General features: G+C 62.0%; 24 protein-coding genes. 13 read left to right on the forward strand and 11 right to left on the reverse strand.

Translation table 11 applies throughout. The features are described 5' to 3' along the window. Nucleotides 1-23: 23 nt before the first annotated feature. Nucleotides 24-2687 carry an SH3 domain-containing protein gene (locus tag O6760_RS27365; RefSeq protein WP_269582816.1) on the reverse strand — a complete coding sequence of 888 codons (2664 nt, stop codon included), beginning with the start codon at nucleotides 2685-2687 and terminating at the stop codon, nucleotides 24-26. A gap of 222 nt (nucleotides 2688-2909) precedes the next feature. On the opposite strand from O6760_RS27365, the gene O6760_RS27370 reads away from it, so the two are divergent. Next, nucleotides 2910-3341 (forward strand): hypothetical protein, encoded by a 432-nt coding sequence (locus tag O6760_RS27370; RefSeq protein WP_269582817.1) that lies wholly within the window; start codon nucleotides 2910-2912, stop codon nucleotides 3339-3341. 74 nt (nucleotides 3342-3415) lie between these two features. On the opposite strand, the gene O6760_RS27375 is transcribed toward O6760_RS27370, so the two are convergent. Then, entirely contained in the window at nucleotides 3416-4540 is a 1125-nt protein-coding gene (locus O6760_RS27375) for a Gfo/Idh/MocA family protein (RefSeq protein ID WP_269582818.1), read from the reverse strand. 34 nt (nucleotides 4541-4574) lie between these two features. Further along, nucleotides 4575-5285 (reverse strand): GntR family transcriptional regulator, encoded by a 711-nt coding sequence (locus O6760_RS27380; RefSeq protein ID WP_269582819.1) that lies wholly within the window; start codon nucleotides 5283-5285, stop codon nucleotides 4575-4577. Between the two features lie 193 nt (nucleotides 5286-5478). Here O6760_RS27380 and O6760_RS27385 point away from each other — a divergent pair, with 193 nt between their 5' ends. The 6 genes from O6760_RS27385 to O6760_RS27410 are packed head-to-tail and all read left to right on the forward strand — an operon-like array spanning nucleotide 5479 to nucleotide 11249. Continuing rightward, a complete protein-coding gene (locus O6760_RS27385) occupies nucleotides 5479-6633 on the forward strand; it encodes an LLM class flavin-dependent oxidoreductase (protein ID WP_269582820.1) in 1155 nt (384 codons plus the stop codon). Continuing rightward, nucleotides 6633-7523, forward strand: coding sequence for an aldo/keto reductase (locus O6760_RS27390; protein ID WP_269582821.1), 891 nt, complete (start codon nucleotides 6633-6635; stop codon nucleotides 7521-7523). The genes O6760_RS27385 and O6760_RS27390 overlap by 1 nt, the downstream gene beginning before the upstream one ends. Beyond that, complete coding sequence (locus tag O6760_RS27395) at nucleotides 7523-8038, forward strand: flavin reductase family protein (protein WP_269582822.1); 516 nt, start codon at nucleotides 7523-7525, stop codon at nucleotides 8036-8038. Before O6760_RS27390 ends, O6760_RS27395 begins: the two co-directional genes overlap by 1 nt. A gap of 58 nt (nucleotides 8039-8096) precedes the next feature. Beyond that, nucleotides 8097-8687 carry a TRAP transporter small permease gene (locus tag O6760_RS27400; RefSeq protein WP_269582823.1) on the forward strand — a complete coding sequence of 197 codons (591 nt, stop codon included), beginning with the start codon at nucleotides 8097-8099 and terminating at the stop codon, nucleotides 8685-8687. Then, nucleotides 8687-10162 carry a TRAP transporter large permease gene (locus O6760_RS27405; protein ID WP_269582824.1) on the forward strand — a complete coding sequence of 492 codons (1476 nt, stop codon included), beginning with the start codon at nucleotides 8687-8689 and terminating at the stop codon, nucleotides 10160-10162. The genes O6760_RS27400 and O6760_RS27405 overlap by 1 nt, the downstream gene beginning before the upstream one ends. A 28-nt stretch (nucleotides 10163-10190) precedes the next feature. Next, nucleotides 10191-11249: a TRAP transporter substrate-binding protein gene (locus O6760_RS27410; protein ID WP_269582825.1), complete on the forward strand. Its 1059-nt coding sequence runs from the start codon at nucleotides 10191-10193 to the stop codon at nucleotides 11247-11249. 111 nt (nucleotides 11250-11360) lie between these two features. Here the strand turns inward: O6760_RS27410 and O6760_RS27415 are convergent, their stop codons facing one another. After that, entirely contained in the window at nucleotides 11361-11666 is a 306-nt protein-coding gene (locus O6760_RS27415; protein ID WP_332306208.1) for a tetratricopeptide repeat protein, read from the reverse strand. Here O6760_RS27415 and O6760_RS27420 point away from each other — a divergent pair. The 3 genes from O6760_RS27420 to metG all read left to right on the forward strand — a co-directional run bounded on the left by O6760_RS27420 (nucleotide 11586) and on the right by metG (nucleotide 16432). Next, nucleotides 11586-13166 carry a cytochrome-c peroxidase gene (locus O6760_RS27420; protein ID WP_269582827.1) on the forward strand — a complete coding sequence of 527 codons (1581 nt, stop codon included), beginning with the start codon at nucleotides 11586-11588 and terminating at the stop codon, nucleotides 13164-13166. The genes O6760_RS27415 and O6760_RS27420 overlap by 81 nt on opposite strands. Nucleotides 13167-13181: 15 nt before the next feature. After that, the gene (locus tag O6760_RS27425) at nucleotides 13182-14177 is read left to right on the forward strand and encodes a YeiH family protein (protein ID WP_269582828.1); all 996 of its coding nucleotides are present in this window, start codon (nucleotides 13182-13184) and stop codon (nucleotides 14175-14177) included. A gap of 734 nt (nucleotides 14178-14911) precedes the next feature. After that, complete coding sequence (metG, locus tag O6760_RS27430; RefSeq protein ID WP_269582829.1) at nucleotides 14912-16432, forward strand: methionine--tRNA ligase; 1521 nt, start codon at nucleotides 14912-14914, stop codon at nucleotides 16430-16432. Nucleotides 16433-16490: 58 nt separating this feature from the next. Here metG and O6760_RS27435 read toward each other — a convergent pair whose 3' ends face one another. The 6 genes from O6760_RS27435 to O6760_RS27460 all read right to left on the reverse strand — a co-directional run bounded on the left by O6760_RS27435 (nucleotide 16491) and on the right by O6760_RS27460 (nucleotide 20645). Continuing rightward, nucleotides 16491-17363 (reverse strand): hypothetical protein, encoded by an 873-nt coding sequence (locus O6760_RS27435; protein ID WP_269582830.1) that lies wholly within the window; start codon nucleotides 17361-17363, stop codon nucleotides 16491-16493. Then, nucleotides 17338-17748: a hypothetical protein gene (locus tag O6760_RS27440; protein WP_269582831.1), complete on the reverse strand. Its 411-nt coding sequence runs from the start codon at nucleotides 17746-17748 to the stop codon at nucleotides 17338-17340. The genes O6760_RS27435 and O6760_RS27440 overlap by 26 nt, the downstream gene beginning before the upstream one ends. Before the next feature lie 79 nt (nucleotides 17749-17827). Then, nucleotides 17828-18340, reverse strand: a complete 513-nt coding sequence (locus tag O6760_RS27445; protein ID WP_269582832.1) for an Hcp family type VI secretion system effector — start codon at nucleotides 18338-18340, stop codon at nucleotides 17828-17830. Between the two features lie 388 nt (nucleotides 18341-18728). Further along, entirely contained in the window at nucleotides 18729-19607 is an 879-nt protein-coding gene (dapA, locus tag O6760_RS27450; protein ID WP_269582833.1) for a 4-hydroxy-tetrahydrodipicolinate synthase, read from the reverse strand. A 131-nt stretch (nucleotides 19608-19738) separates the two neighbouring features. Continuing rightward, nucleotides 19739-20026, reverse strand: a complete 288-nt coding sequence (locus tag O6760_RS27455; protein ID WP_269582834.1) for a YciI family protein — start codon at nucleotides 20024-20026, stop codon at nucleotides 19739-19741. A gap of 34 nt (nucleotides 20027-20060) precedes the next feature. Continuing rightward, a complete protein-coding gene (locus O6760_RS27460) occupies nucleotides 20061-20645 on the reverse strand; it encodes a TetR/AcrR family transcriptional regulator (protein ID WP_269582835.1) in 585 nt (194 codons plus the stop codon). Nucleotides 20646-21159: 514 nt separating this feature from the next. Between O6760_RS27460 and egtB the strand changes: the two genes are divergently transcribed. Further along, entirely contained in the window at nucleotides 21160-22425 is a 1266-nt protein-coding gene (egtB, locus tag O6760_RS27465; RefSeq protein WP_269582836.1) for an ergothioneine biosynthesis protein EgtB, read from the forward strand. After that, on the forward strand, nucleotides 22422-23369 hold the full coding sequence (gene egtD / locus O6760_RS27470; RefSeq protein ID WP_269582837.1) for an L-histidine N(alpha)-methyltransferase: 948 nt from the start codon (nucleotides 22422-22424) through the stop codon (nucleotides 23367-23369). Before egtB ends, egtD begins: the two co-directional genes overlap by 4 nt. 218 nt (nucleotides 23370-23587) lie before the next feature. Here egtD and O6760_RS27475 read toward each other — a convergent pair whose 3' ends face one another. Continuing rightward, nucleotides 23588-24466, reverse strand: a complete 879-nt coding sequence (locus O6760_RS27475; RefSeq protein WP_269582838.1) for an alpha/beta fold hydrolase — start codon at nucleotides 24464-24466, stop codon at nucleotides 23588-23590. A gap of 295 nt (nucleotides 24467-24761) precedes the next feature. Here O6760_RS27475 and O6760_RS27480 point away from each other — a divergent pair, with 295 nt between their 5' ends. After that, nucleotides 24762-25622: a MurR/RpiR family transcriptional regulator gene (locus O6760_RS27480; protein ID WP_269582839.1), complete on the forward strand. Its 861-nt coding sequence runs from the start codon at nucleotides 24762-24764 to the stop codon at nucleotides 25620-25622. Nucleotides 25623-25665: the final 43 nt, after the last annotated feature.

The following is a 25665-nucleotide window of genomic DNA, read 5'->3' on the forward strand; positions in this document are numbered from 1 at the left end:
GTGCGGTCGCCTTTCTCACAAACCTACCGCCGCCGGCGGCCACCGCCCCGTTGCGGGCGGGCCTGTGGCCGCGAGCGCTGAACGTTGCGCTGGCGGTTGACCTGGCGGTTGCCGGCCTGGCGCGCCTGCCGGTCCCGGTTCAGATGGGCCGGCGCCTGGGGCCGCTTGGTGGGGCGTGTCGCCGGACGTTGTGCCGGGCGCTGAACATTCGGCTTTTGCACATTCGGGCGCTGCGCGGGCCGCTGAACATTCGGCTTTTGCACGTTTGGCCGTTGCGCCGGCCTTTGCACATTCGGCTTTTGAACGTTGGGCCGCTGGACATTCGGCCTCTGGCCGGCCGGCAGGTTGGCCGGACGTTCGATATTTGGCCGGTTGCCGGCGTTCGGGCGGTTCTGAAGCTTGTCGCCGATCGGCCGGTTGGCCAGCGCCGCGCCGGCTCCCGCCCCGATGGCTGCGCCCGCGCCGATGTCCCCGAGCCGGTTCTGGATGTTTTCACGCGACGGCGCTGCGACATCACCCCAGCGGCCGCCCTCGAATTTCTTCCAGTTGTCGCCATCCCGGCGATAGACCGAGCCGTCCCGCCCGGCGAACACGTCGCCACGGCGGCCCAGATTGGCAACACGCCCGGTGGCCCCTTCCTGTTTCCAGCGATTGACCGCGCCGGCCTGCAGGTCGCGGGTGCGCGACCATTGCGGACCGGTCACGACCTTGCCGCCCCAGGAGCCGTAGATGCCCCGGGCACCTCCCGCGATAATCCGGTTGCCCGTGCGCGGGTTGTAGGCGGAGATGAAACCGGCGCTGCCGCGCGGTCCGCTGATCGCGCCGCCGCGGATGTATCCACCGGTGCGCGGATTGTAGATGCCGCCGCCGGCAATGCCGCGCAGCGGGCCATAAGCGTAGCCGTAGCGGCCGAAGGTTCCCCGGATCGGATTGTAGAAAGCGCCGATGCCGTAGCTCACCGGACGCGGGAAATAGATCGGCCGAAGGCCCGGCCGGAACCAGGGCCGGTAGTAGTAGCCGGTGCCGTAGACGAAGGTCCCCCAGGCGAGGAAGCCGGTCAGGTAGCCCATCGTATAGCCGTACCAGACCGCACCCGGCTCACTCTCGTACACCCGCACATAAGTGGTGTTGTAGACCGGCGAGGAGGGCGGAATCGTGTAGATCTCGTCCGGCACGGAGGTCGCTACCTGGAACGGGCCTTCCGGGCTGTCACCGACAAACCAGACGCCGTCCTGCAGCACGTAATACTTCGCGCCCACCTGGATCACCTGGTCGCTGGTATTGACCGCGTAGGACAGGGACGTGCCCTCGATCTTCTCGAATTCAGGGTCTCCGGCGTAGGAGACATCCGCCGAGACCGAGCCGACCTCGACCCGTGCCGTTGTCGGAATGCTGGCCTTGAGACGTGCCTGGGACGCCTCGGACGTTCCGGGAATGGAGGAGCGCACCGAATAATAGGGCGCGTCCTCTGGAATGTTCTGGAAATCCGACGGCATGTCAGGCGTGGTGAAGGTCCAGGGACCATCGAGCGAGGCCGACTTGAACCAGCGTCCGGAGACCAGGATGTACCATGTGGAGGTGGATTTCAGGAAGAAGACATCGCTGTCGGTGTTGGATGCCCATTCCAGGTCCGTGCCTTCCACCGGTTCGAGCTTCGGCTCGCCGTCAAAGACGATCATTTCCGCCGGTTTGTCGGAATAGATCACCTTCGGCGGCGTGTTGTCCGGAAACGGCTCGCCCGGAATGGCCGCTTTGGTTTCGGTCCAGTTGTCATCGTCCGGCAACGAGCTGATCAGATCTGGAAGCTTGTCCACGGATTGCCAGCCGCTGGAGACGTCCTTGGTCGTCATCCAGGACTTCTCGTCGCGCAGGTAGAGCTCCCCGGTGTCGTCGATCTTGAGGATGTCCCAGTTGGTGTTGACCACGAAACTGAGACCCTGGTCGCCCTTGACGGGCGCGAAGATCGGCGCGCCTTCCGTCTGCACCAGGATGGCCGGCTCGGTTGAGATGAAGATCGGGGGCGCTTCCGCATTGAGACCCTGGACATCATCCATGCGCTTGTATTCGGCGAGGCCTGCGGTGATGCGGTCCTCCTTCACGGTGATCGTGCCGGTCGGCATGATCTTGCCGACCTGCAGCGACAGATCGGTAAGGGATTCGCGGTCGAGGGCCGAAAAGTCGAGCTGGGTCACCTGGATCTGGTTGACGTCGACCTCGCCTTTTTCCGTGTCCGCCACGGTCGTGCCGCTGACGCCGATGACGCCGAAGACCGGCTTGGCGTCCTTGTCCTTGATATATTCGGCCGCCACCAGCGCCTTGAGCGTCTTGAAATTGTCCCAGTCGGTGAATTGCGGCTGATAGAGCACCAGTGTCGCGCCGGCGTCGGTCTGGAAGGAGCGCGGCCAGCCGGTGGTCTCTTCGGGTTCCGTCAGCTGCAGGTACTGGCCGCTGACAAAACCGTTCTGGCCATTGTAGCTGACGGAACACCAGGCACCGCTGTCGTCGCAGTTTTCAAGCTCGACCTGGGTACCGTTCGGAACGGTCCCGAGTGAACCGAAGCCGGTCCCGGGCCCCTGGCGGAAATTGACATTGGCCGTGGTGACCGCCGGGGCAGCCAGAACACCGTTCACGAACACCGTTTGAAGAACAAGGGTGGAGGAAAGCAGTACAGAAAGGGTCTTGCGCATTGGGGTCTCCCATAGGCGAGGCCGGGCAAGCCGGTCCGGACGCGCACATTGCCGGTTGCAGGCAAAAGATGGGAACAACCGGCACGTCACCAACAGATCCTGCGCAAGCGGCGAAAAAATGTCCAGTGTCGCGCGGCACATCCATCATCCCCGTTGCGGGATCATAGTCAGACCCTATTGTGACAACCGTCCGACAAAGCGCCCAATTCAGGAGCCTGATCAATGCCGATTGCCTGCCGTGCCGCCTTCATGGGACCTGCGATCCTTCTGGTCGCCTTGTGGGCTTGCGTCGCCGCCGCGGGCAGCGCTCAAGCGGAAACGTTCTACTGCGAGAGCACCCGCGGCCCGAACGGTGCGGCCAAATACTGCAATTTCCTGTTGTTTGACCGGTCTTTCAGCCGGCACCGGCAAGTGATCGTCGCACAGGGCGCCCGGCGCGAGGTGGCCATCAATGGCCGTTACGACCTGTTCTGCGTGCTGGTTCAAAACACGAAGGGCGTGCCGAACAACATTGCCTATCGCAAGCAGCAGTGCCGCAAGTCCGATACGGGAAAGGAATACAAGGTCCCGATCCGGGCGCTCAACATGCGGCGCGGCCGGAACGGCTTCAGCACCGACGCTGTTGGTTCCCTGCCGTCCCGAAGCAACTGGTAGGTGGCTCCAGCACAAAGAAGACCGGCGCGTTGATCAACGCGCCGGCCGCAAAACGCCGGATGCAAAGTTCACGATCAGCAAGCGACAGAGGACAGCGATTGAGGCTGCAGGGAAACCGCCTGGCCCGTTCGTGCCGATTGTTGGGCCGCCAGGCCCATTTCCACGGCGCGCCGGCCATCCTCGAGCGTCACGTCCGGAAGCGCCTTCTCGCCGCGCACAACGGCCACGAAGCCTTCATGCTGGTAGAAGGTGGAGCCGTTGTGATCGCCGGCATCGAGAATGGCCGGATCGACAGGAATGTCGATCTGGCGCGGTCCCTTGGGGCTGCGCGGCGAGACAACCAGCTGCGGCACCGGCGGCTCGCCGAGCTCCTGCGGCCAGAACCTCCCGGGACCCGGCACGAAGGCCTCGATCTTGCCTTGCGGGCCGACGGCGACGACTTCTTCCTGGTAGCGCGAGCCTTCCGCGAACATGCACAGTTCCAGCATTGCGCGCGCGCCGTTCTCGAAATCCACGATCACGTAGCCATTGTCGAGGATATCGGGCTGTTCGCCGTCGTAGATTTCGTCCTTGTGATTGGCATCCTGACCGGCGGAGGCCATGACGCGCACTGGTTCCGCCTTCATGATCAGGCGCATCAGGTCGAAGAAGTGGCAGCATTTCTCGACGAACGTGCCGCCGGAGTACTTGTTGAAGCGGTTCCAGGCGCCAACCTTGTCGAGGAACGGGAACCGGTGCTCGCGGATGGTCAGCATCTTGATGCCACCGGTGGCAAGCTCCGCCTGCTCGACCAGCGCCGCGATCGGCGGCATGTAGCGGTATTCCATGGCCACCCAGACCGGCGCCGGGTAGGTCGACTTGAAACTGTCGAGTTCGGCAAGATCCTTCGGGTCGGTGAACAGCGGCTTTTCGACCAGCAGCGGCAGCGGGCGCGTCCTGCGGATCTCTTCCATCTGCGGCACGTGGCAATGGTTGGGGCTGGCGATCAGGATGCAGTCGAGCGCATCGACCTTCAAAAGCTCCGCAAGCGTGTCCACGAAGACGGCGTTGGGAGCATGGCGCGCGGCTTCAGCGGCCATGCCGGCGTCCGGCTCGAATATCACCGTGACCTCCGTGTCCGGCAGAAGCGCGATGTTGCGCAGGTGTTCCTGCCCCATCATCCCGCAGCCAATGACGCCATACCGTACCTTTGCAGGCATTTTGTTCTCCTTGTGCGGCGGCCTTGCGGTCCGCCTATTTCAGTCGCTGTACGTAATGCGCCCGGTCCGTATCGAACCAGGTTCGCGAATATTCGACGGGCTCGGGCCGGTCGGCCCAGCTGAAGCGCTCGATGAAGCCGGTGAGCGTACCGGGAGCCAGCGTGAAGGATTTCGGCGCCCAGTCAGGCACCTTGCCGATAGTCACCCGGTCCTCGGCCCGCACGATCCAGAAGCCGAGCTGCTTCTGGTAATAGCGGTAGAGGGAATCGGACAGGAGGTCGCGGCGGACGGTGCCGGCATCGCCATCGAGCCAGATCTCCTCGACCGCGATCATCACGTCATTGAGATATCTGAGACGGCGGATCCGGGTCCCCTCGCCGCTCGTACCGAAGGCCGGCAGATCACCGGGCTTGGCGATACGGGTCACGTCGAGGACGTCCGCCCGAGGCAGACCGCCACCGGACAGAAGCTCCAGGCGGAACATCGCGTAGACGCTTTCCTGGGTGCCGCCCTGGCGTATGTAGTTTCCCGAACCCTGGATTCGCTCGAGTAAGCCTTTTTCCGTAAGGTCCGCCAGCGCCTTGCGCAGCGTGCCGATGGAGATGCCCAGGTTCTCGGCCATGTCCCTTTCAGGCGGCAATCTCTCCCCGTCAATCAACCGTCCGGCGGCGATATCCCTGATCAAAAGCTCGCTTATCTGCACATAGAGCGGCAGTGCGTTCGGCGACTGTGAGGCGGTGGCCATGACGTTTCCGGTTGCCTGATTTTCAAAATTGATACACTATTGATTTACATCAAACCGGGTGATATGCAAGAGAAAATCGACGGCAAAGTGAAGCCAATCGAAAACAAACGAAAATAACGAAACCTCAAACGCCCCTGCCAGGGGCAATGCGAGCGCTTCGTGTTTCAAACGGTTGATCCCGGGGAGGAAATTCATGACCGTAGTCCCAGTCACGTCACCGGATCTCGATGCAGCGGAGGTATCCTGGTTCGCTGCATTATGTTCCGACGACTATCAGTTTCTGGGGGTTCCGGAAGGCCATCTGCGCTCGTCCTGGGAACATTGCTCTTCGATCGTGAAGACCGCCGAGGCCGAGGGCTTCCGCAACATCCTGTGCCCGTCCTCCTACCAGGTCGGCCAGGACACGCTCAGTTTCGTCGCCGGCTGTGCGCCGATCACCGACAGGATCAACCTGCTGGCGGCCGTGCGCTGCGGCGAGATGCAGCCGATCATGCTGGCGCGCACCATCGCGACGCTGGATCACATGCTGAAGGGCCGGCTGACAGTCAACATCATCTCGTCCGACTTCCCCGGCGAGCAGGCGGACAGCGGCTATCGCTACCAGCGCTCGCGCGAAGTGGTCGAGATCCTGAAACAGGCCTGGACGCAGGACGAGATCAACCACGAGGGTGAGGTCTACACCTTCAAGGGTCTGACCACCGACCCTGCCCGCCCCTACCAGACCGGTGGCCCCCTGCTCTATTTCGGCGGCTATTCGCCGGCAGCCCTGGAGCTGTGCGGCCAGCACTGCGATGTCTACCTGATGTGGCCGGAAAAGATGGAAGAGCTGGAAGGCCGCATGAAGGCGGTCCATGCGGTCGCCGAGCAATTTGACCGCACGCTCGACTATGGCCTACGTGTCCACATGATCGTGCGCGACACCGAGAAGGAAGCTCAGGAATACGCCGACTACATCGTCTCCAAGCTGGACGACGACCAGGGCACGGCGATCCGCGAACGCGCGCTCGACGCCAAGTCGCTCGGCGTGAGCCACCAAGCCAAGAACCGCGATGTCGCCGACGCGTTCGGATATATCGAGCCGAACCTTTGGACCGGCGTCGGCCGGGCCCGCTCTGGCTGCGGCGCCGCGCTTGTCGGTTCCACCGACCAGGTCATGTCGAAGATCGAGGCCTACCAGAAGATGGGCATCCGCGCCTTCATCTTCTCCGGCTACCCGCACCTGGAAGAAGCCAGGCATTTCGGCGCCCGCGTGATGCCGAACCTGAAGACCTGCTCGCTTCCCGAAGCCTATGGCCGCGTTCCGGCCGATACCCCCGCAACCCCGCTTGGCAATGGAGTCCGCCGTTAATGGAACGCGTCAAACTCTCCGAAACGCTGGAATTTTCCCGCCTGATCTACGGCATGTGGCGTCTCGGCGACGATGCCGACACGTCGCCGGCCCATGTGGAGCGGAAAATCCAGGCCTGTCTCGACCAGGGCATCACCACCTTCGACCAGGCCGACATCTATGGCGGTTATGCCGCCGAAGCGGTGCTCGGCGGCGCGCTTAAGGCCAGCCCTTCCCTGCGCAGCAAAATGGAAATCGTCACCAAATGCGACATCGTCGCGCCGACGGGCCGCTATGCGGACGCGAAGGTGAAGCATTACGACACCTCGCGCGCCCATATCGAACGGGCCGTCGAGTTTTCGCTCAGCGACATGGGCATCGAGACGATTGATCTCCTGCTGATCCACCGGCCAGATCCGTTCATGGACCATCATGAGACCGGCGCTGCGCTCGACGATCTGATCAAGAGCGGCAAGGTGAAGAATGTTGGCGTCTCGAATTTCCGTCCCTGGGACTGGGAGCTGCTGCAGTCGGCCATGTCGTCGAAGCTGGTGACCAACCAGATCGAGATATCGCTCAAGGAAATCGGGCCGTTCACCAATGGCGATCTTGCCTTCCACCAGCGCCTCGGCACGAAACTGATGGCCTGGTCACCGCTCGGCGGCGGCTCGCTGATCACCGAAGGCGGCGCACTCGGCAAGGTGATGGACGAACTGGCGCTCGATGCCGGTGTCGACCGGCCTGCTGTCGCGGTCGCCTTCCTGCTCGCACATCCGGCAAAGCTCCTGCCGGTCATGGGCACCAACAACCTGGACCGGATCTCCCGGATTTCCGATGCCCTGAAAGTCAACCTGGACCGCGAAACCTGGTATCGCCTCTACGAGGCGGCCCTTGGACAAGAGGTGCCCTGATGACCATGCAGAATGCCAATCATCCCGTCACATTCGAACCGGACACGGACAACACCCGCCTCCTGCGCGACGCGTTTGGACGCTTTGCCACCGGTGTCACCGTGGTGACCACCCATTCGGACGACGGTCCCGTCGGCATCACCGCCAACAGCTTCTCGTCCGTGTCGCTGGATCCGCCCCTTGTCTTGTGGATGCCGGACAAGGGCTCGCGCCGGTTCCGCTATTTCGAGACCGCGGAACATTACGCGATCCATGTTCTCAGCCATCACCAGGCCGAGGTCTGCAACGGTTTCGTGCGCAACGCCCATGCATTCGACCGGTTGCCGCACCGGATCGACGACAACGGCGTTCCGCTGATCGAGAACTGCCTTGCCCGATTCGAGTGCAAGCGCTTTGCCGCCTATGAGGGCGGCGACCACCTGATCGTGCTCGGAGAAGTCATGCAGGCGGAAATGCGCCAGGGAGATGCACTGACCTTTTTCGCGGGCAAGCTTGGCCAGATCGCGCCAGAATAAGCGCGGAAAGCGGGGCGAAGACCGGCCCGCTGAAAGGGTAGTTTAGGGAGGAGCCCTGATGGGCATTTTGCTGGCGGTCCTTGTGCCGCTCGACTGGCTGAATTCGCACCTGCTGCGGATCGGCCGCTGGATCGGCATCGTTGCCGTGGCCCTGATGGTGGTCGCGATCCTGATTCAGGTTGTCGCCCGCTATGTCTTCAACAACGCCCTGCCCTGGCCGGACGAGGCCGCGCGCTTCTGCATGCTCTGGATGACCGGCCTGATGGCGCCGACCGCCTTCCGCCGCGGCGGCTTTGTCGCCATTGACATGCTGACCGTTGCGCTGCCACGCATGCTCGGCAACCTCCTCTCCCTGGCCCTTCTGCTGATCTCCCTCGCCGTCCTCGTGGTCGCGGTCCAGATAGGTTACGGCGAGGTCACCGGTTTCGGCGGCAAATTCGCGACCGCCTCGCTCTACGTTCCCGGCAACCTGACCTTGAGCGAATGGTTCCGTGTGCCGCGCAGCTGGATGATGATGTCCCTGCTGGTCGGCGTCACGTTGCTGATCCTGGTCAATATCGAACTGATCCTGCGCAACCTGATCTCGACGCTTGGCGGGGCCGAGCGCCTTCCCGTCATTCCGGATGCCGACATGGCGGGAGCCGACTGATGCTGATCTGGTTCCTTCCCGTCTTTCTCGTCTTCCTGATGATCGGCCTGCCGGTGTTCTTCGGCCTCCTGGCCGCACCCGGCCTGCTGTTGTGGCTGAACGGCCAGGAACGCGACATCACGCTGCTCTACCGCAACGTCTACAACGGCATGGACAGCTTTCCTCTGATGGCGATTCCGTTCTTCATGCTCGCCGGCGAGATGATGAACAAGGGCGGCATCACCACCCGCCTGGTGGAATTCTCCCAGGCGCTGATGGGCCATCTGCGCGGCGGCCTGGCCCATGTGAACATCCTGTCCTCCATGCTGTTTGCCGGTCTCTCCGGCTCTGCGGTCGCCGACACCTCCGCGCTCGGCTCCATGCTGATCCCGGCCATGGAAAAACAGGGCTACACCCGCAAGTTCGCCGCCGCCGTCACCGCGGCCTCCTCCGTCATCGGCCCGATTATCCCGCCGTCGGGCATCATGATCATCTACGCCTATGTCATGGGTGAAAGCGTCGCCGCCCTGTTCCTCGCGGGCATCGTGCCCGGTGTCATGGTCGGCGTCGGACTGATGCTGATGGTCCGCTTCATGGCCGACAAATACGACCTGCCGAAGGCCCAGCGGATCGTCAATCCGGGCCAGACCTTGGCGCCGGTCGAGTACTGGGTGTCCCTGTTGCTGCTGCGGCTCAACCTGGCCTCGCTGCTCATGGTGGTGGCCTCAGCCTTCGTCGACCTGTCCGGTGCGACGGGCATCGTCCTGTTCCTGGTGCTGCTGGCGGTCTCACACGGCATTCTGATCAGCTTGCGCCAGGCCGTTTCCGCGGATTTTCGCACCGTCTGTAAAAAGGCCGTCGCACCGCTTCAGACGCCGATCATCATCCTTGGCGGCATCCTGATCGGCGTGTTCACGCCGACAGAGGCAGCCGCGGTCGCAGTTGCCTATGCGCTGGTCATCGGCTTCTTCGTGCTGCATTCCATCAAGATGAAGGACCTGCCCGGCATCCTGAACCGCGCCGGCATCACCTCCGCCGTGGTGCTTCTTCTGGTCGGGGCGGCGATGGCCTTCAAGACGGTGGTCAGCCTCAGCCACGCGCCGGAAATCATGGCCGACTTCGTCTTGAGCCTGTCGGAGAACCCGCTGATCCTGCTGTTCCTGATCAACCTGCTGCTGTTCGTGGTCGGCATGTTCCTGGACGCGGGTCCCGCGATCATCATTCTCGGTCCGATCCTCGGCCCTATCTTTGTCGAAATGGGCGTCGACCCGATCCATTTCGCCATCATCATGAGCGTCAACCTGACCATCGGCCTGGCGACGCCACCGATGGGACTGGTGCTCTTTGTCGCGGCGTCGGTGTCCCGGGAACGGGTCGAAACCATCGCCAAGGCCATTCTGCCGTTTCTCGCGGTGGAGATCGCCGTGATCTTCCTGATCACCTATATCCCGGCACTTTCGATGACGATCCCGCGCTGGACCGGATTTGCCAACTGATTTGAGCTTTATCAAAGGGAGGAACCTCATGCTCAAAACTGCCCTCAAAACGCTCACCGTCGCGGCGATGCTCGCCGGATCGAGCTTAAGCGCCCTGGCCGCGGACTACACCCTGCGCGCCACGGCCAACTCGAACGAGAACGACGAGGACTATGACGGCCTGGTGGTCTTCAAGAACTTCGTCGAATCCGCCTCCAACGGCGCCATCGAGGTCGAACTCTTCATCGGTACGCAGCTCTGCTCCAACGGCGCGGAATGCCTGCAGGGCGTCGCCGACGGTGCGATCGACATCTACATCTCCACCTCGGGCGGTGCCTCGGGCATCTTCCCGTATGTGCAGGTGCTCGACCTGCCCTACATGATGAGCGACGACCGCATCGCCGAGCACGTCCTGTCCGGTGACTTCACCCGCACCATGCGCGACATGGCACTGGAAGACAGCGGCAATGCCATCCGCCTGATGACCATCGGCAACACCGGCGGCTGGCGCAACTTCGCCAACACCAAGCGTCGCGTGGAAAACCCGTCCGACATGGAAGGCCTGAAGATCCGTACCGTCGTCGCCGACCTGCCGCAGGAACTGGTCCGTGCCCTCGGTGCCTCCCCGACCCCGATCCCGTGGCCGGAACTGTTCACCTCCTTCCAGACCGGCGTCGTCGAAGGCTCCAAGAACGGCATCACCGACATCATGGGCATGAAGTTCCCGGATGCCGGCCTGCAATATGTCACCCTGGACGGCCATGCCTACATGGGCGCCCTGTGGTGGATGAACAACGAGAAGTTCCTGTCGATGCCGGAAGACATGCGCCGCGTGGTCGTGGACGGCTTCTACGCTCTGCAGCAGGCCACCTTCGCCTCGCCGAAGCGCAAGTCGATCCAGGCCTATGAGGACTTCGTCGCCGGCGGCGGCGACCTCTATGTGCCGACCCCGGAACAGAAGGCCGCCTTCAAGGAGGCAGCCGCTCCGGTCTATGACTGGTTCAAGGAAAACGTCACCCGTGGCGGCGAGATCTTCGGCGCCCTGGAAGAAGCCGTGGCAGCAGCGGAAAGCGACGTCAACGGTGAGCGCGACGCCGACCTGAACTGACCTGAAAACGGGAACCCGGCCATTGCCGGGTTCCCGATCTTGGCAATTTCTTTGCGGTTCCGATCCGTTGAAGCCTCTAAACTGGAGGCTTGAACCGACCGGAAAAGAAAATCAACGGAACGGATACATCCAGACCTTGTAGTCATCGACGAGGATATGCGCCTTCTCAATCTCTTCCCTGGTCATCTTCTTGACCACCTCTTCCAGAGAGATCGCGGCATCGGGATCACCCCCGATGGCAGAGAGCGTGTACCACATGTAGGCCCGTACGAGATCGGGCGCCGGCATGCCCCGGCCGACCTCATAATACCAGCCGACACCCGATTGCGCGCCTGGGTGTCCCTTCATGGCGCTTCTGAGATACCATTCGAATGCCCGCTGGTCGTCGCGCTCGACCCCAAGCCCCATGGCATACATGACGCCGATCAGTTCCTCGGCGTCGGCATTGCCGGACCGCGCCGCCGGCCAGAGTTCCTTCATCGCCTCCTCGTAGCGGTCGGCCTCCATCAGGTCGCGGGCCTGCTCGATCTCGGCAAGCGCCGGCGTGCCCGCAACGGCAAGACACAGGATCGCGGCTTTCAGGGTCTTCTGCATGGGTTCTGCTCGCTCCCTCTGATTGTTGTTCTGTCGGCGCCAGCAGCTTTTGCGGCAGACCTGCCCGCGCCTCTGACGCAGGCGGATTTTCTCAATTTCGACCGCAAACAGGCTGCGCTCGGTCAGCTTCTCTTTTACGACAGGATCCTGTCCGGCAACAGGAATATCGCCTGCGCAACCTGCCATCATCCACGGCTCGGCACCGGAGATCGCCTGTCTCTCGGGATCGGCGAAGGTGGCCACGGGCTCGGCACCGATCGTGTTGCCGGTTCGGGCGACAGCCGGATCAAGAAACGGATTCCACGAAACGCGCCAGGTCTTTGGAATCTTGGCGCAAAAGAACTTCACACCCTCTTTCACGACGGCCGGCTCTCGATTGCCGACACCTTTGAGAACGGCTTCAATTCTCCGGCGGAGGAATGGCTGCCGACGGGGTTCAATTCGCTGCTCGCGGCACAGGCCGTCTTTCCGGTGACCGCGCAGTTCGAAATGGCCGGCAACCCGAAGGAAAACGAAGTCGCCGGCGCGATCCACGACCGGATCGACTACGCCTGGCCGATCCTCGCCAAGCGGGTCAGGGTGATCCCCGAATACGGCAGACTGTTCGTCGAGGCGTTCGATCACATCGACACGCCGAAGGACGTTACCATCGTCGAGATCGCCAACGCGCTGGCCGCTTTCCAGGCCGTCGAGTGGCAGAGCTTCGACAGTCCGTTCGACCGTTTTCTGTCCGGGGACGATGCGGCCCTGAATGATGCCCAGAAGCGCGGGCTCGACCTGTTCTTCGGAGAGGCCGGCTGCTCGGGCTGCCATTCCGGCAAGCTTCTGAGCGACCAGAAATTCCATGCGCTCGGTCTGCCGCCCTTCGGCCCCGGCCGCACCCGGCGGTTCGATCCGATGGTGCGCGATGTCGGTGTGATGGGCGAGACCGACCGGCTGGAGGACGCCTATCGCTTCCGCACACCCATGCTGCGCAATGTTGAACTCACCGCACCCTATGGCCATAACGGCGCCTATTCAACACTCGAAGGCATCATCCGCCACCATCTCGATCCGGACGGCGCATTGGCCTCCTGGTCGCCGCAGACCGCGGACCTGCCGCACGCGCCATGGCTGGAGGCCATCGATTTCGTGGTCTGGAATGACGCTCGTGAGATGGCACGCCAGGCGCGTTTCCGCGATATTGCCCCCGTTGCGCTGACAGACAATGATGTTGCCGACCTGATCGCTTTCCTGAAAAGCCTGACCGGCACGACTTCTGTCACCACCCCGCCCCTTGGTGTCCCGGACACCGTCCCCAGCGGCCTGCCGGTCGACAGATAACCAGAAGGAACAACAATGGTCGAACCATTGAAAGACCGGGCCAACCAGCTGTTCCCGGGCATCGTCATCGCCGGCCTGGTGGCCATCGCCGCCCAGTTCCTGAACGAGCATTACGGCGCCCCGGCCATGCTGATGGCGATCCTGCTGGGCATGCCGCTCAACTTCCTGTCCGACGAACAGCGCACCGCCGAAGGCATCGCCTTCTCCGCACGCACGCTGCTCAGGATCGGCGTGGCGCTTCTGGGTGTGCGCATCAGCGTGGAAATGGTACAGGCGCTCGGCCTGCCTTTCCTGGCCCTGGTGATCGTCGGCGTCCTGGCCACAATCGGTTTTTCGCTGCTGATCGGTGGGTTTTTTGGTCGCGACCGGCTGTTTTCATTTCTGTCCGGCGGTGCCGTCGCCATTTGCGGTGCCTCGGCTGCTATGGCGATCGGCTCGATCCTGCCCAAGCGCGAACACGCGGAGCGGGACCTCGCCTTCACCGTCATCACCGTGACCGTGCTCTCGACGCTGGCCATGATCTTCTACCCGATCCTGACCAGCGCCCTCGGTCTTTCCATGGACGCCACCGGCGTTTTCCTCGGCGGCACCATCCATGATGTGGCCCAGGTGGTCGGTGCGGGATTCTCGATCTCCGAGGAAACCGGCGATCTTTCCACCCTGGTGAAACTGATCCGCGTCACGCTGCTGGCACCGATCGTGCTGGTGGCCGCGCTGATCCTGCGCAGCAGCACCGGGCCGGGAACGTCTCGGCCGCCCTTGATGCCGGCCTTTGTCATCGCCTTCCTGGTGCTGGCGGCACTGAATTCCTTCGGACTGATCCCGGAGATGGTCAAGGACGCGGCCGGTCAGGTCTCCCGTTGGGCGTTGCTTGCGGCGATTGCCGCGGTCGGCATGAAAACCTCGATCCCCAAGTTGCTGGAAGTCGGCGGCCCGGCCATCTGGATGCTGGTCACGCAGACTGTGTTTCTGGCCCTGTTCGTATTGGGCGGGATCTGGGTGATCGGGTAGCAGGCGATTGCCGAACGCAGACAGGCGCAGCTTGGAAAGAACCGATCTCGCCAATCTCCGTCATCCCATGGCTTGACCCACTGCTGTCCGGTTAAGCAGGAACCTCTGACCACAATCAGGCTATGCCGCTTGTTCCAGTCTCCCCCCCGGAGGGGGAGATGTCTCCGATAGGAGACAGAGGGGGGCTCAACCTCTCGGCAAACAAGGCCTTTTTCGAATTCGCGGAACCGCTGCGCCCCCCCTCTGTCCGGTTCCCGGACATCTCCCCCTCCAGGGGGGAGAGGGGCGCAAGCGGTAAGGCGCTACGTGTCCCGGATCGGAAAAAGCGGAAATATCGACAATGAATCAATGACCTGCTGAACATGGACCGAGTTAAACCGGACAGTAGTGGGCTTGACCATGGCATCCATACCGTTCAGGGGCCTCAAGGAGAGGCCCGGTTTCGGGGTGATACAACGGCATGGATTGCCGGGTCATGCCCGGCAATGACGAACAAGATAGGGCCGATACTCGCTGGTCGCGGCGGCGATGGGACCCGAATGAGAAACTCCGCCTCCCCTTGAGTTCCATGTCCGATCACCCACTTTGAGCGTAGAAAGCAAGGCCGGGGCTTTTCTTGATCCCGTGAGTGTGAAATATAGCAGCGACTTCACTCTTGGGCCTGTCCCAGCGACCGAACGGCAGCGTTTTGAAAGCGTTCCGCCCGTCTCAGCCGGAATTTCGAAAGCGTTTGGATGAAAAGCTACATCACCACCCCGATCTACTACGTCAACGGTTCACCGCATATCGGTCACGCCTTCACGTCGATCATGGCGGATATCCTGAAACGCAACCGCCAGGCGCTGGGTCATGAGCTGATGCTGTCGACCGGCGTGGACGAACACGGCCAGAAAAACCAGGAAGCGGCCCAGGATCTCGGCATGCCGGTCGGGGAATTCCTCGACATGCGCTGCAAGGAATTCCGGGACGTCTTCGACCAGCTCGACGTGACCTACGACTATTTCGTGCGCACCAGCCGCGAAGGCCACAAGCAGGCCGTTGCCGGCATGGAGCAGTCGATCTTCGACAAGGACCTGATCGTCAAGAAGAACTACACCGGCACCTATTGCAAGGGCTGCGAGGAGTTCAAGAAAGAGAGCGATCTGACCGAAGAGGGCCAGTGCCCGCTGCACCCGACCATGAAGGTCGAGCAGACCGCGGAAACCAACTATTTCCTCAAGATGGAGCCGTTCCGCGAGCGCCTCTTGAAGCACATTGCCGACAACCCGGATTTCGTGCAGCCGGAGGCCTTCAGGAACGAGCTGAAACAGATGCTCTCCGAGCCGCTGGAGGATCTGTGCATCTCCCGGCCGAAGACTCGCGTGACCCTCGGCGTCGAACTGCCCTTCGACACCGACTTTGTCACCTATGTCTGGTTCGATGCCCTGGCCAACTACCTGACCAATATCGACTGGCCGGACGAGAGCTTTGCTTCCTGGTGGGCCGAGTGCGAGCACCTGATCGGCAAGGACATCCTGAAGCCGCACGGTGTCTACTGGCCGATCATGCTGATGGCCGCCGACCTGCCGCTGCCGAAGAAGCTCTCTGTGCACAGCCACTGGGTCGGGGCCGGCGGTGTGAAAATGTCGAAATCCATCGGCAACGTGGTCGATCCGGGCGAAGTGATCGAGAAGCTCGGCGTCGACGCCCTGCGCTGGTATCTCGCCCGGCACATGCGCGCCGACAGCGACAGCCAGATCTCCGTCGAGTTGATCACCCAGGCCTATAACAGCGAGCTTGGCAACAAGATCGGCAACCTGCTGTCGCGGGCGGCGAAGTTCTCCAATGCCAGGTTCGACGGCACGGTCCCGGCTCCGGGGCCCCTGTCAGCCGGGGACGAAGCCATCCGCAAGCTCGTGGTCGAGGCAACGTCCGGGTTTGGCGACTGGATCAACCTGGCCGACATTCCGGCAAGGATGCAGGCGATCATCACCGTCGCCGACGAGATGAACAACTATTTCGCCGAGCAGGCCCCTTGGGAACTCATCAAGAACGAGGACACGAGGGAGCGCTGCCAGACGGTGATCTATGTCACGCTCGACTGCCTGCGTGTCGTCATGGAAGCGCTGACCCAGGTCATACCGGGCTCTGCCAGCCGCGCCCTCAAGATGCTGAACGCTCCTGAGACCAGCACGCCGTGGAAACCGGAACTGGACCGGCTTCAGGGCGATGGCACGCTTGGCGAGATCGAAACCCTGTTCCCGCGGGTTCAGTAATCTTTTGAAACAAAACAGAAAAGCGCTCCACCGGGGCGCTTTTTTGTTGTGAGGGCGATTATTGTTTCTGCTCAGGACAATCCCCGGGCAGGACAAAGACATTGGCGATCAGGTTGCCGTCCTCGCCCCTGTACTCGTACGAAATGGTCCAGCCCGCTTCCGTCACGAGGGTTTGCCGGCAGACCGCCTCTTGCGTTTCCGGCAGCATCGTGTCGACGATCCAGTCCTTCAACTTGTCCGCATCGGCCTGCGCGCCAGGCAAGATGAAGCGGTACTGGATGCCTTTCTCGTCACGAGAAACCCCAAATCCGTTCGCTTGCGCGGGTTCGGACACATCTGCCGGCGGATAGGCGTGTTCGGTGAAAGCCGACCGCCCGGCGATGGTCTGAAGCCGCGCTGCGACAAGATAGTCGCTGACCAGGGCATTGAACGGCCACAGGGCCGCGAATCCCGCAATCGCGGCCAGCCCGATCAAGATGCGGGCAGGCCTAGCCTCTGGCCTGTAGGGCGGCCGTTCGGGCGTCTTTTTCGGAGGCAAGACCATCAGCACCAGATTGGCGAGCGGGATGATGCCGAGAAGGGCGACACCGCGCCCCTGCCCCGCGTCCCGCGCACGCAGCTTGGCGGCGCAACCGAAGGCGATGCCCGCAAGGCCCGACAGCAGGGCCAGTCCGCCCGTCCCCGCCAAGGGCACGGGTTCTTCGCTCAAGCGGAACAGGATCCCCAGATAAACCGCCAGGACGACGGACAGGGCAATGGCGATCACCGCCTGCCAGACGATGTACATCATGATGGAACCCTGGTTGGTCGTGACGGGCTCGGAGGCCAGCGGGACGCGGTTGCGGCGCAGATCTGCAACCAGGAACATGAGAAATCCGGTAACAAGCGCGATCCACTGAACGGCTTCACTGCTGATCTGGCCTGTATTCACGCTGACCTCCCTCCCGGCCGGTCGGGCCGTTGCTGGCAATATTTAACCACAGGGAAAGCGGCGCGGCGTGTTGCATGGCATAGCGATGCGCAAAAAAATAACCGCCCGGCGCAGGGACCGGGCGGTTCCAGCCGTCGGGAGGGGCATCCTTCCGGCTGAGGCCATACCCTCGCAAAATTGGCTGAATTGGCGTGCAAACGGCACTGAGCAGCGAGGCAAATCTTGAAAAGCGGGTTTTGACCCGGTTGAAAGATTTAACGCGGTTGCTCGAAGCCGTTTGCTCGTCCCTGCGGGATAGGATGAATTTGCGCGCCTGCATCGTTGCGAAGTTTTGAAAACCAGTTGGTTTCCTGCAACTTCGCGCCTTGAATGCAAACAAATTCATTCCTACCAATTCAGCCAATTTTGTGAGGGTATGGCCTTTGAGCTGCGTTGCAGGACGCAGCCCATAGGCGCTGGTGTGATCAGGTGACCGGAGCGCGGTAGTCGTCGGAAGCGCTGGTGCCGGCCTTTTCGTGGGTCCAGTCGACCTTGCGGTAGGTGAAGGACCACTTGTCGCAATCCCCGCGGGACGCATTGGCTTCGTCATTGACGTCCGGCAGGATCGTCTTGCCTTCGACCATGACCGCGTCGGTGAACTTGACGGTGAAGTAGTGTTCCTGCACGCCGGAAGTCGAGGTGCGCCAGAACTGGACTTCGATTTCCATGGTCTCGCCGGTGGCCAATGCCTGCCACAACAGCGGGGTGGCCTTGTCGACCGGCTTCATGAAGGTGGTCGGCATGTGGCGCCGGGTGGCGATGATGGAGCCGGACTGCGGATCCCGCGGCACGACGGCGTTCTGTTCGAAGGCATAGACCAGGGATTCGCCCTCATGGCCTTCCTGCCACAGGTTGCCGATGCTGTCGGCGGTGGTTGCGTCGGAGGTGATGTCGCCCTGGGTTGCGCCCTTGACGGTGATGTATGCGATGTTGGACATTTGAGTGCTCCTTGAGTCTGGGTTTGTGTCCGTGACTGAGTGCAGTCTGTCTTCCGAATTCCGGGGCGCCGTGATGTCCGGTGCCGATGCCAAGTGAATTGCAACGGCTGTGCCAACTCGCTGAAATTTTCTCAATTCATTGAAATTGCTGATGAAAACAGGATCAACGCGAAAGTGTTAACATGTACAACTGTGCAGAAATCTGCACAGTCTCCCCAGCGGTGCGAACAAACATGCGCAGTGCAAGTGTGACGAACATCACAAAATGCGGTTCCGCACGGGAAAGATGGCCCGGCGGTGTGGCTCCCACGGGGCAAATCAAGCGCTTTCGCACCGGTAGGGGACAGGACGCGCGAGAGTCTGCACGCTCCCGGGCAATGGTGCCCGGTCAGAGGAGACCTGCGGCCTCCATGGCCTTGTCGATTGCCCGGCGGGTGTCATTCGTGACCGGAGCCAGGGGCAACCGCACGTCTTCCCCGCAAAGTCCGAGCCGCGACAGGGCATATTTGACGCAAGCCGCGGGCGGCTCCAGGAACACCGCCGAATGCAGCGGCAGAAGACGGTCCTGGTAGTCGCGCGCCAGGTTCAGGTCCTCGGCCAGCGAGGCCTTCTGGAATTCGGCGCACAGGCGCGGTGCCACGTTGGCGGTGACCGAAATGCAGCCACGGCCGCCATGGGCGTTGAAGCCGAGAGCGGCGGCATCTTCCGCACTGAGCTGAATGAAGGACTTGCCGCAGAGCGCCCGCTGCCGGCTGACCCGCTCCATGCTGCCCGTGGCATCCTTGACACCGATGATCCGGGGCCAGCGTGCCATCTCTGCCATGGTCTCCGGCAGGATGTCGATCACGCAGCGGCCGGGGATGTTGTAGAGAATGATCGGCAGGTCGCTGTTGTCGTGGAGAACGCGATAATGCGCCAGCAGCCCTTCCTGGCTGGGCTTGTTGTAGTAGGGAGTCACGATCAGCGCCGCGTCGGCACCGACCGCTTCGGCATGCTGGAGCATGTCGAGCGATTGTGCGGTGGCGTTGGAACCGGTTCCCGCTATGACCGGCACGCGGCCTGAAACCAGCTCGACCACCCGCCGGATGACCTCCTTGTGCTCGTCCTTGGAGACCGTCGGGCTCTCGCCGGTTGTGCCGACGGCCACAAGACCGTCACTGCCTTCGGCGATATGCCACTCGACCAGGCGCTCCAGCGCGTCGTAGTCGACCTTGCCTTCCCTGAACGGTGTCACGAGGGCAGGCAGGGATCCCTTGATGTCGAGCATGCGGCGTCCTCCCAGAGCTTGTTCGGGCTTGATGGCGCCGCTCTGTGTCGAATGTTTGTCCCGCCAATGTCTGTGCCATCAAACCGTGGCGCCTGGCAAGCTCCGGAGGTGTCCCGTGAGCACCTTCCCCGTCAGGCGGCGAGAAAGTCCAGACGCTCGTCCAGCCGCGCCGGCGTGATTTCCAGAATGTCGGCGCTCACCACGTTCTCGATGACGAAGGGATCTTCCGCAACAAACGCCTCAAGCGTCCCCTTGTCTGTGCCATGGGCTAATATGGCCCCGCCCCTGTTCGGTTGCAGACTGCCGACCATAAGGAACAGTCCCTTGTCAAAACCGCGCTGGATCCAGGCCTTGTGGCCCTCCATCAGTTCGCCTGCGCGGGCCTTGTGCTCGGAAAAGGTCAGGGTCACGACATACATGGGTGTCTCCTTGGTTTTTGACGATTGATCCGGTTCAATTGACGGGGGAGGCCTTTGCGGCAACGCCGCCGAGCCAGACGAGGATGTCGTCAACCTGCCGGCGGACATAGACCTCGTCCCTGAAGGCCTGGGCGAGAGTCGCCACGCCCTGGCTCCAGCCAAGAACGTGGAGGGCGTGCTCGGCTGACGCATCTCCGCAGCCCATCTCCTCGAACTGGCGTTCCAACCAGTCGCGAAACAGCGCCATGATCCGGTTGGCCTTGTCCCTGGACGGATGATCGAGCTTGCTCAGCTCGGTGGTCAACGTGCCGACCGGGCAGCCAGAGGCCATGATCTTCGACTGGTTGGTGATGACGATCCTGATGAAACAGGCGATCCGCTCCTGCGGGGTCGCGGCGGTTTCATTCCACTTGCCGAGCAGTGCCTCGCGGTCCGCAAGACGCTTGTCGATCACCGCATCGAGGATCTCGTCCTTGGTTCTGAAATGATAGTAGAAATTGCCGCGCGAAATGTTCACCGCCGCGGCGATGTCGGCAAAGGATGTCTGCGCAAAGCCCTGTTCGTAAAAAAGCCCGTCCGCAGCATTGACGATCTGCTGGCGCGTGCTGCCTGCCGACATGTCACCCTCCCCTGTCCACCAATCCGATGCGAGCAATCCCGATTAGGACACTTGACCTAAACAATGATTAGGACAAACGTCCAAATCAGTCAAGCACCTTGCTGAGCGGGTCCCGACCCGGCGGGGAGAACTCCATCCGAGCTGGCTGCCGGCGGGGCTCACGCCAATGTGAAGTCCACCTGAAAAGGCTCCTGACACGCAGTTGTCAGGAGCCTTTTCCTACATTCGGAACCAGCGAAACAACGGCCCTTGTCACGCAGCAAAAGCATTCACCCATTATTTCAACAGCTTACGCCTATTCGAACCAATTGACCGAAAATGATAGAAAAATACTACACTGTTTATTTTTATCAACATTCCGCGATCAGATGGCTTCGCGGCGTATTTTTGCACCCCGCCGGTGCAATTTCCATCATTGGAAACCCGCCATGCACGCCTACGTTTTAGCCGCTTGGCGGCACTCAACTGCCCGGCCCGCACCTTGCCGGCCGGTCCCCATGTGGAGGGAAACAAGATGACTTTTTTGGACGGGCGGGTCGAACCGTCACGGACCTCATCCGCCGCAGACCTGTTCGAGCAGACACGCGCTCAGACGCTGGCGCTCGCAAGGCCCCTGACGCCGGAGGACATGGGCCTTCAGTCCATGGAGGATGCCAGCCCACCGAAGTGGCATCTGGCCCACACGACCTGGTTTTTCGAGGAATTCATCCTGAAACCGTCGCTGCCCGGTTATCTGCCCCGGGACGAGCGGTTCGCCGTCCTGTTCAATTCCTATTACGTGCAGGCCGGGCCGCGGCATACGCGGTCCAGACGGGGCCTCCTGTCCAGACCGTCTGTGCAGGAGGTGACGGACTATCGCAGCCATGTCGAGGATGCTCTTCTGGAGGGGCTTGCCCGGGACGCATTCACGCTTGACCCTGATCAACTTGGCGCCCTGCTCACGCTCGGATGTCATCACGAGATGCAGCACCAGGAACTGCTGGTGACCGACCTGCTTCACGCCTTTTCCTACAATCCGCTTCTGCCGGCCTATGTCGATCCGAAACCGGCCGCGGTGCAGCCGGTACATGACAGCGGCTGGTCGGACCATGACGGCGGCCTGGTGGAGATCGGTCATGACGGAGACGGTTTCGCCTATGACTGCGAGGGCCCGCGCCACAGGGTCTGGCTGGAGCCTTACAGACTGGCGGACCGGCCGGTGACGAACGGCGACTGGATCGCCTTCATGGAGGATGGCGGCTATGCCACCCAGACGCTCTGGCTGATGGAAGGCTGGGCTGTTCGGGAGAAGAACGGCTGGGACAGTCCCCTCTACTGGTGGCGCCAGGACGATGCCTGGTGGACCTATACCCTGCAGGGCCCCAGACCGGTCGACCTTTCCACCCCGGTGGTTCATGTCAGCTACTATGAGGCGGATGCCTTTGCCCGCTGGGCCGGTCACCGGCTTCCGACGGAAGCAGAATGGGAAGCTGCCGCCGGGCCGACCCGCATAGAGGGCAACTTCCTGGAAAGCGGTGCGCTCACGCCGCTGCCAGGCAGCTCCGGTCTTTGGGGCGATGTCTGGCAGTGGACGTCCAGCGCGTTTTCCCCCTATCCGGGCTTCACCCCGCCGGACGGCGCCATCGGGGAATACAACGGCAAGTTCATGGTCAACCAGATGGTGCTGCGCGGCGGCTCCTGCGCGACGCCGAAACGCCAGATGCGCGCGTCCTACCGGACCTTCTTCTATCCGCACCAGCGCTGGCAGATGCTGGGCCTCAGACTGGCGGCAGACAAATGACCAAACATGTTTCCCCCGACGAACACCGGAAGACCTTCCGCGCCGAGATCCTCGCGGGCCTGACGGCACCGCGCAAGACCTGCAACAGCAAATGGCTCTATGACGATGTGGGATCTCATCTCTTCGAGGCCATTACCGAACTGGATGCCTATTATCCGACCCGGACGGAACTGGCGATCCTGAAGCGGAATGCCGCGAAATACCGGAGGCTTCCCGGTGCACGCGGCACGATGGTGGAACTCGGCAGCGGCTCCAGCCGCAAGACCGACCTGCTCCTGAACGCGTTTCAGGATCTGTCCGTCTACATGCCGATCGACATTTCGGCCAATCACCTCAAGGCCTCGGCCGAACGGGTGCGCCGGGCGTATCCGTCGCTCGCTGTCATCCCGGTCGCGGCCGACTTCACCCAACCCTTCGGCAAGTTGCCTCTCCTGCCCGAATTACCGGTCCTGGTGTTCTTTCCCGGCTCCACGATCGGCAACTTCGAAAAGGACGCGGCCATCGGGCTGCTCAGGCAGATCCGGGACGCAATGCCGGAAGCAACCATGATTGTCGGTGTCGACCGGCCAAAGGCGGAATCGGTTCTGCTGGAGGCCTACGACGATCCGGCCGGGATCACGGCCGCGTTCAACATGAATCTGCTGCAACGGATCAACCGGGAACTTGAGGCGGATTTCGATCTGGCATCCTTTGCCCACCAGGCCATCTGGAATGCCGGGGAAAGCCGCATCGAGATGCACCTGAAAAGCCTGAAGGCACAAACCGTTACAGTGGCGGGTGAACATATTGCCTTTGCGGATAGCGAGACAATCCACACGGAGAACTCGCACAAATACAGCGAAAAGGCGCTTTCGGAAATCGCCGGCGAGAGCGGCTGGCGCGTTCTGGACGTGGACACCGATCCGGACGGCCTCTTTTCCGTCAACACGCTGCAGGCAAACTGACCCTTCAGTTCACGGGCGCCGGCCGGGAAGCCGGCGCTCGTGAGTCATTTCCTTTCTTCAAGGCGGCGTCCGGCCACCGGCGAGCCGGGGCCCATCAGCCTGCCACCGGGACCGGGAGCTGCGGCACTCTGGTCCCGGCCCGCACTTCGTTTGCCAGGAAAGACTGCGAAGGGGGAGTGCCGGCTTGTCAGCCTGGACAGCCACCCGTCACATCACCCCTATTCGATCCCGGCTATGAAGCCGGCCAGAACACGATTGAACCGGTCCGGATATTCCCAGAACATCATGTGACCGCCAAACACGTGCACTTCGCTGTTGGGCGTGTGTTTGGCCAGGTAGGCCTTAGCGGTGCCGGACCAGTGCTCGGCAACCACGAACGCGGAGGGAATCCGGGCGTCAACTTCCTTGGCGGTGACGAGATAGTTGCTGAAGTTGCCCGAAGCCAGATAGGCAGCGGCCACCCAGGGCGGCGAATGGGTCGACTGGTCTTCGATCCAGCGGGCCAGAGCGGGCGTGTAGTCCTGCTCGATCATGACCTCGTCCGCGTACCAGTGGATGGCGTCCCTGTGCCCCCTCGCCGTCTGCACCGCATCGAAAAGACCGGAAATGTCGGCAATACTGCCTTCGGTCCAGTCGCCTTCCTGGCCGGTCATGGGAGTCGGCGACAGGTCGATGCACATATGTCCGGCTGCGGCTTCCGTCGACCGTATCTTCACGAATTCCCAGGTGGCGAGGCATCCGAAGGACCAGCCGACCAGGACGGGTTTCTCGACCTTCAGATGGTCCAGCAGTCTGGCAAGGTCCGCCCCTTGCGTGACGTAGTTGTTGCCTTCCAGCGTGACGGTCGATCGTCCGTGGCTGCGCGGGTCGAAGGTGATGACCCGGTGGGTTCCGGAAAAGGCCGCGACCTGGTGTTCGAACACTTCGGTCGTGAAAGTCCATCCGGGCACCAGGACAATCGGCAGACCCTCCCCGTGATCCTCGTAGTAGAGATCGACCCCGGGTTCGACTTCGAAATAGTCTCCCGCCACAACCGGATTGCCGGCCAGCACGGTCAGGAGACCGGCCGCCAGGCATTTGGCACTGCATGCAGACATGTTTTCCTCCATCTCCATCCCCTCTGAGGGAACGGCGTAACGCCCCCTGTGCAGCCTAGCATTACCTAAACCTTAAGATGTATTGTAAAAACTATAACAATTTTTAATTGTATCTGAACACCCTGTCCGCCCTACGCTGCGGCTTGCGGGAATCACCCCAGCTCCTCATGGCGATCTTCCCATGCTCATCGGATCGCTAAGGTGCTTGTCCGATGGGTGCGATTTCGTCTGCGAAACATTTGTTTCAGAAATTGACAAGGTAAAAAACAAATGAAACAGTAACCGGATGGAAACCATGTCGCCGCCTCAGCTCCGGACCGCGATCTCGGCCAACTATGCCGAGCTCAGCGAAACGTTGCGCATAGCTGCCGACTATATTGCTGAAAATCAAGTGGAAATCGCGACGCGCAGCCTGCGCGCGGTGGCGTCCGCCAGCGGCGTATCGCCGGCGAGCTACACCCGGCTGGCCCGGGCGCTCGGGTATCCCGACTACGAGGCCCTGCGCGAACAGGCACGCGCGGAAGTAAGCCGGCGCGGCAACGAGTCATTCCAGGACAAGGCCAGGCGCCTGCAGTCGGATGCGGACCAGCCGCTGCTGCCCAGACAGGTCGCGGCCTGCATCGACAACATCAGGGCCCTGGTCGACGACATCGACCCGAGACAGCTCGAGGCCGCGGTCGAATGCCTGGAAAAATCCCGCAAGATCATCCTGATCGGCGCCCTCGCCTCCGCCGGTTTCACCGACTATTTCGCCTATCTGGCAAAATGGTTCGACGACCGCTGGGTCGTGGCGGGCCGCAACGGCGCGACGCTCGGCAGCACGCTTGCCGGCGTCTCCTCCGCCGACAGCGTCATCATCATTTCCAAGCATCCCTACGCGCACCGGTCCGTCCGGGCCGCGGAAGTGGCGGCGACAAGCGGTGCAAAAGTCATCGTCCTGACCGACAGCCACGCGTTCCCGGGACTGCAATTCGCCGACTTTCAATTCATACAACGCACTGAAAGTCCTCACTTTTTTTCGTCTTACGCAGCCACGCTCGTTCTCATCGAAACCATTACGGGCATGCTGGTTGCGCGAGCCGGATCCGAGGCCGAAGCCCGGATCCAGGAGGTCGACAGGCATAATCGCTTGCTCGACGAGTTTGAAAATGTCTAGGGTGGCAACGACCGTCCTGGGCCTACTGAATTTTAACAAGAGG

This window comes from Roseibium sp. Sym1 (assembly GCF_027359675.1).
GTDB lineage: Bacteria > Pseudomonadota > Alphaproteobacteria > Rhizobiales > Stappiaceae > Roseibium.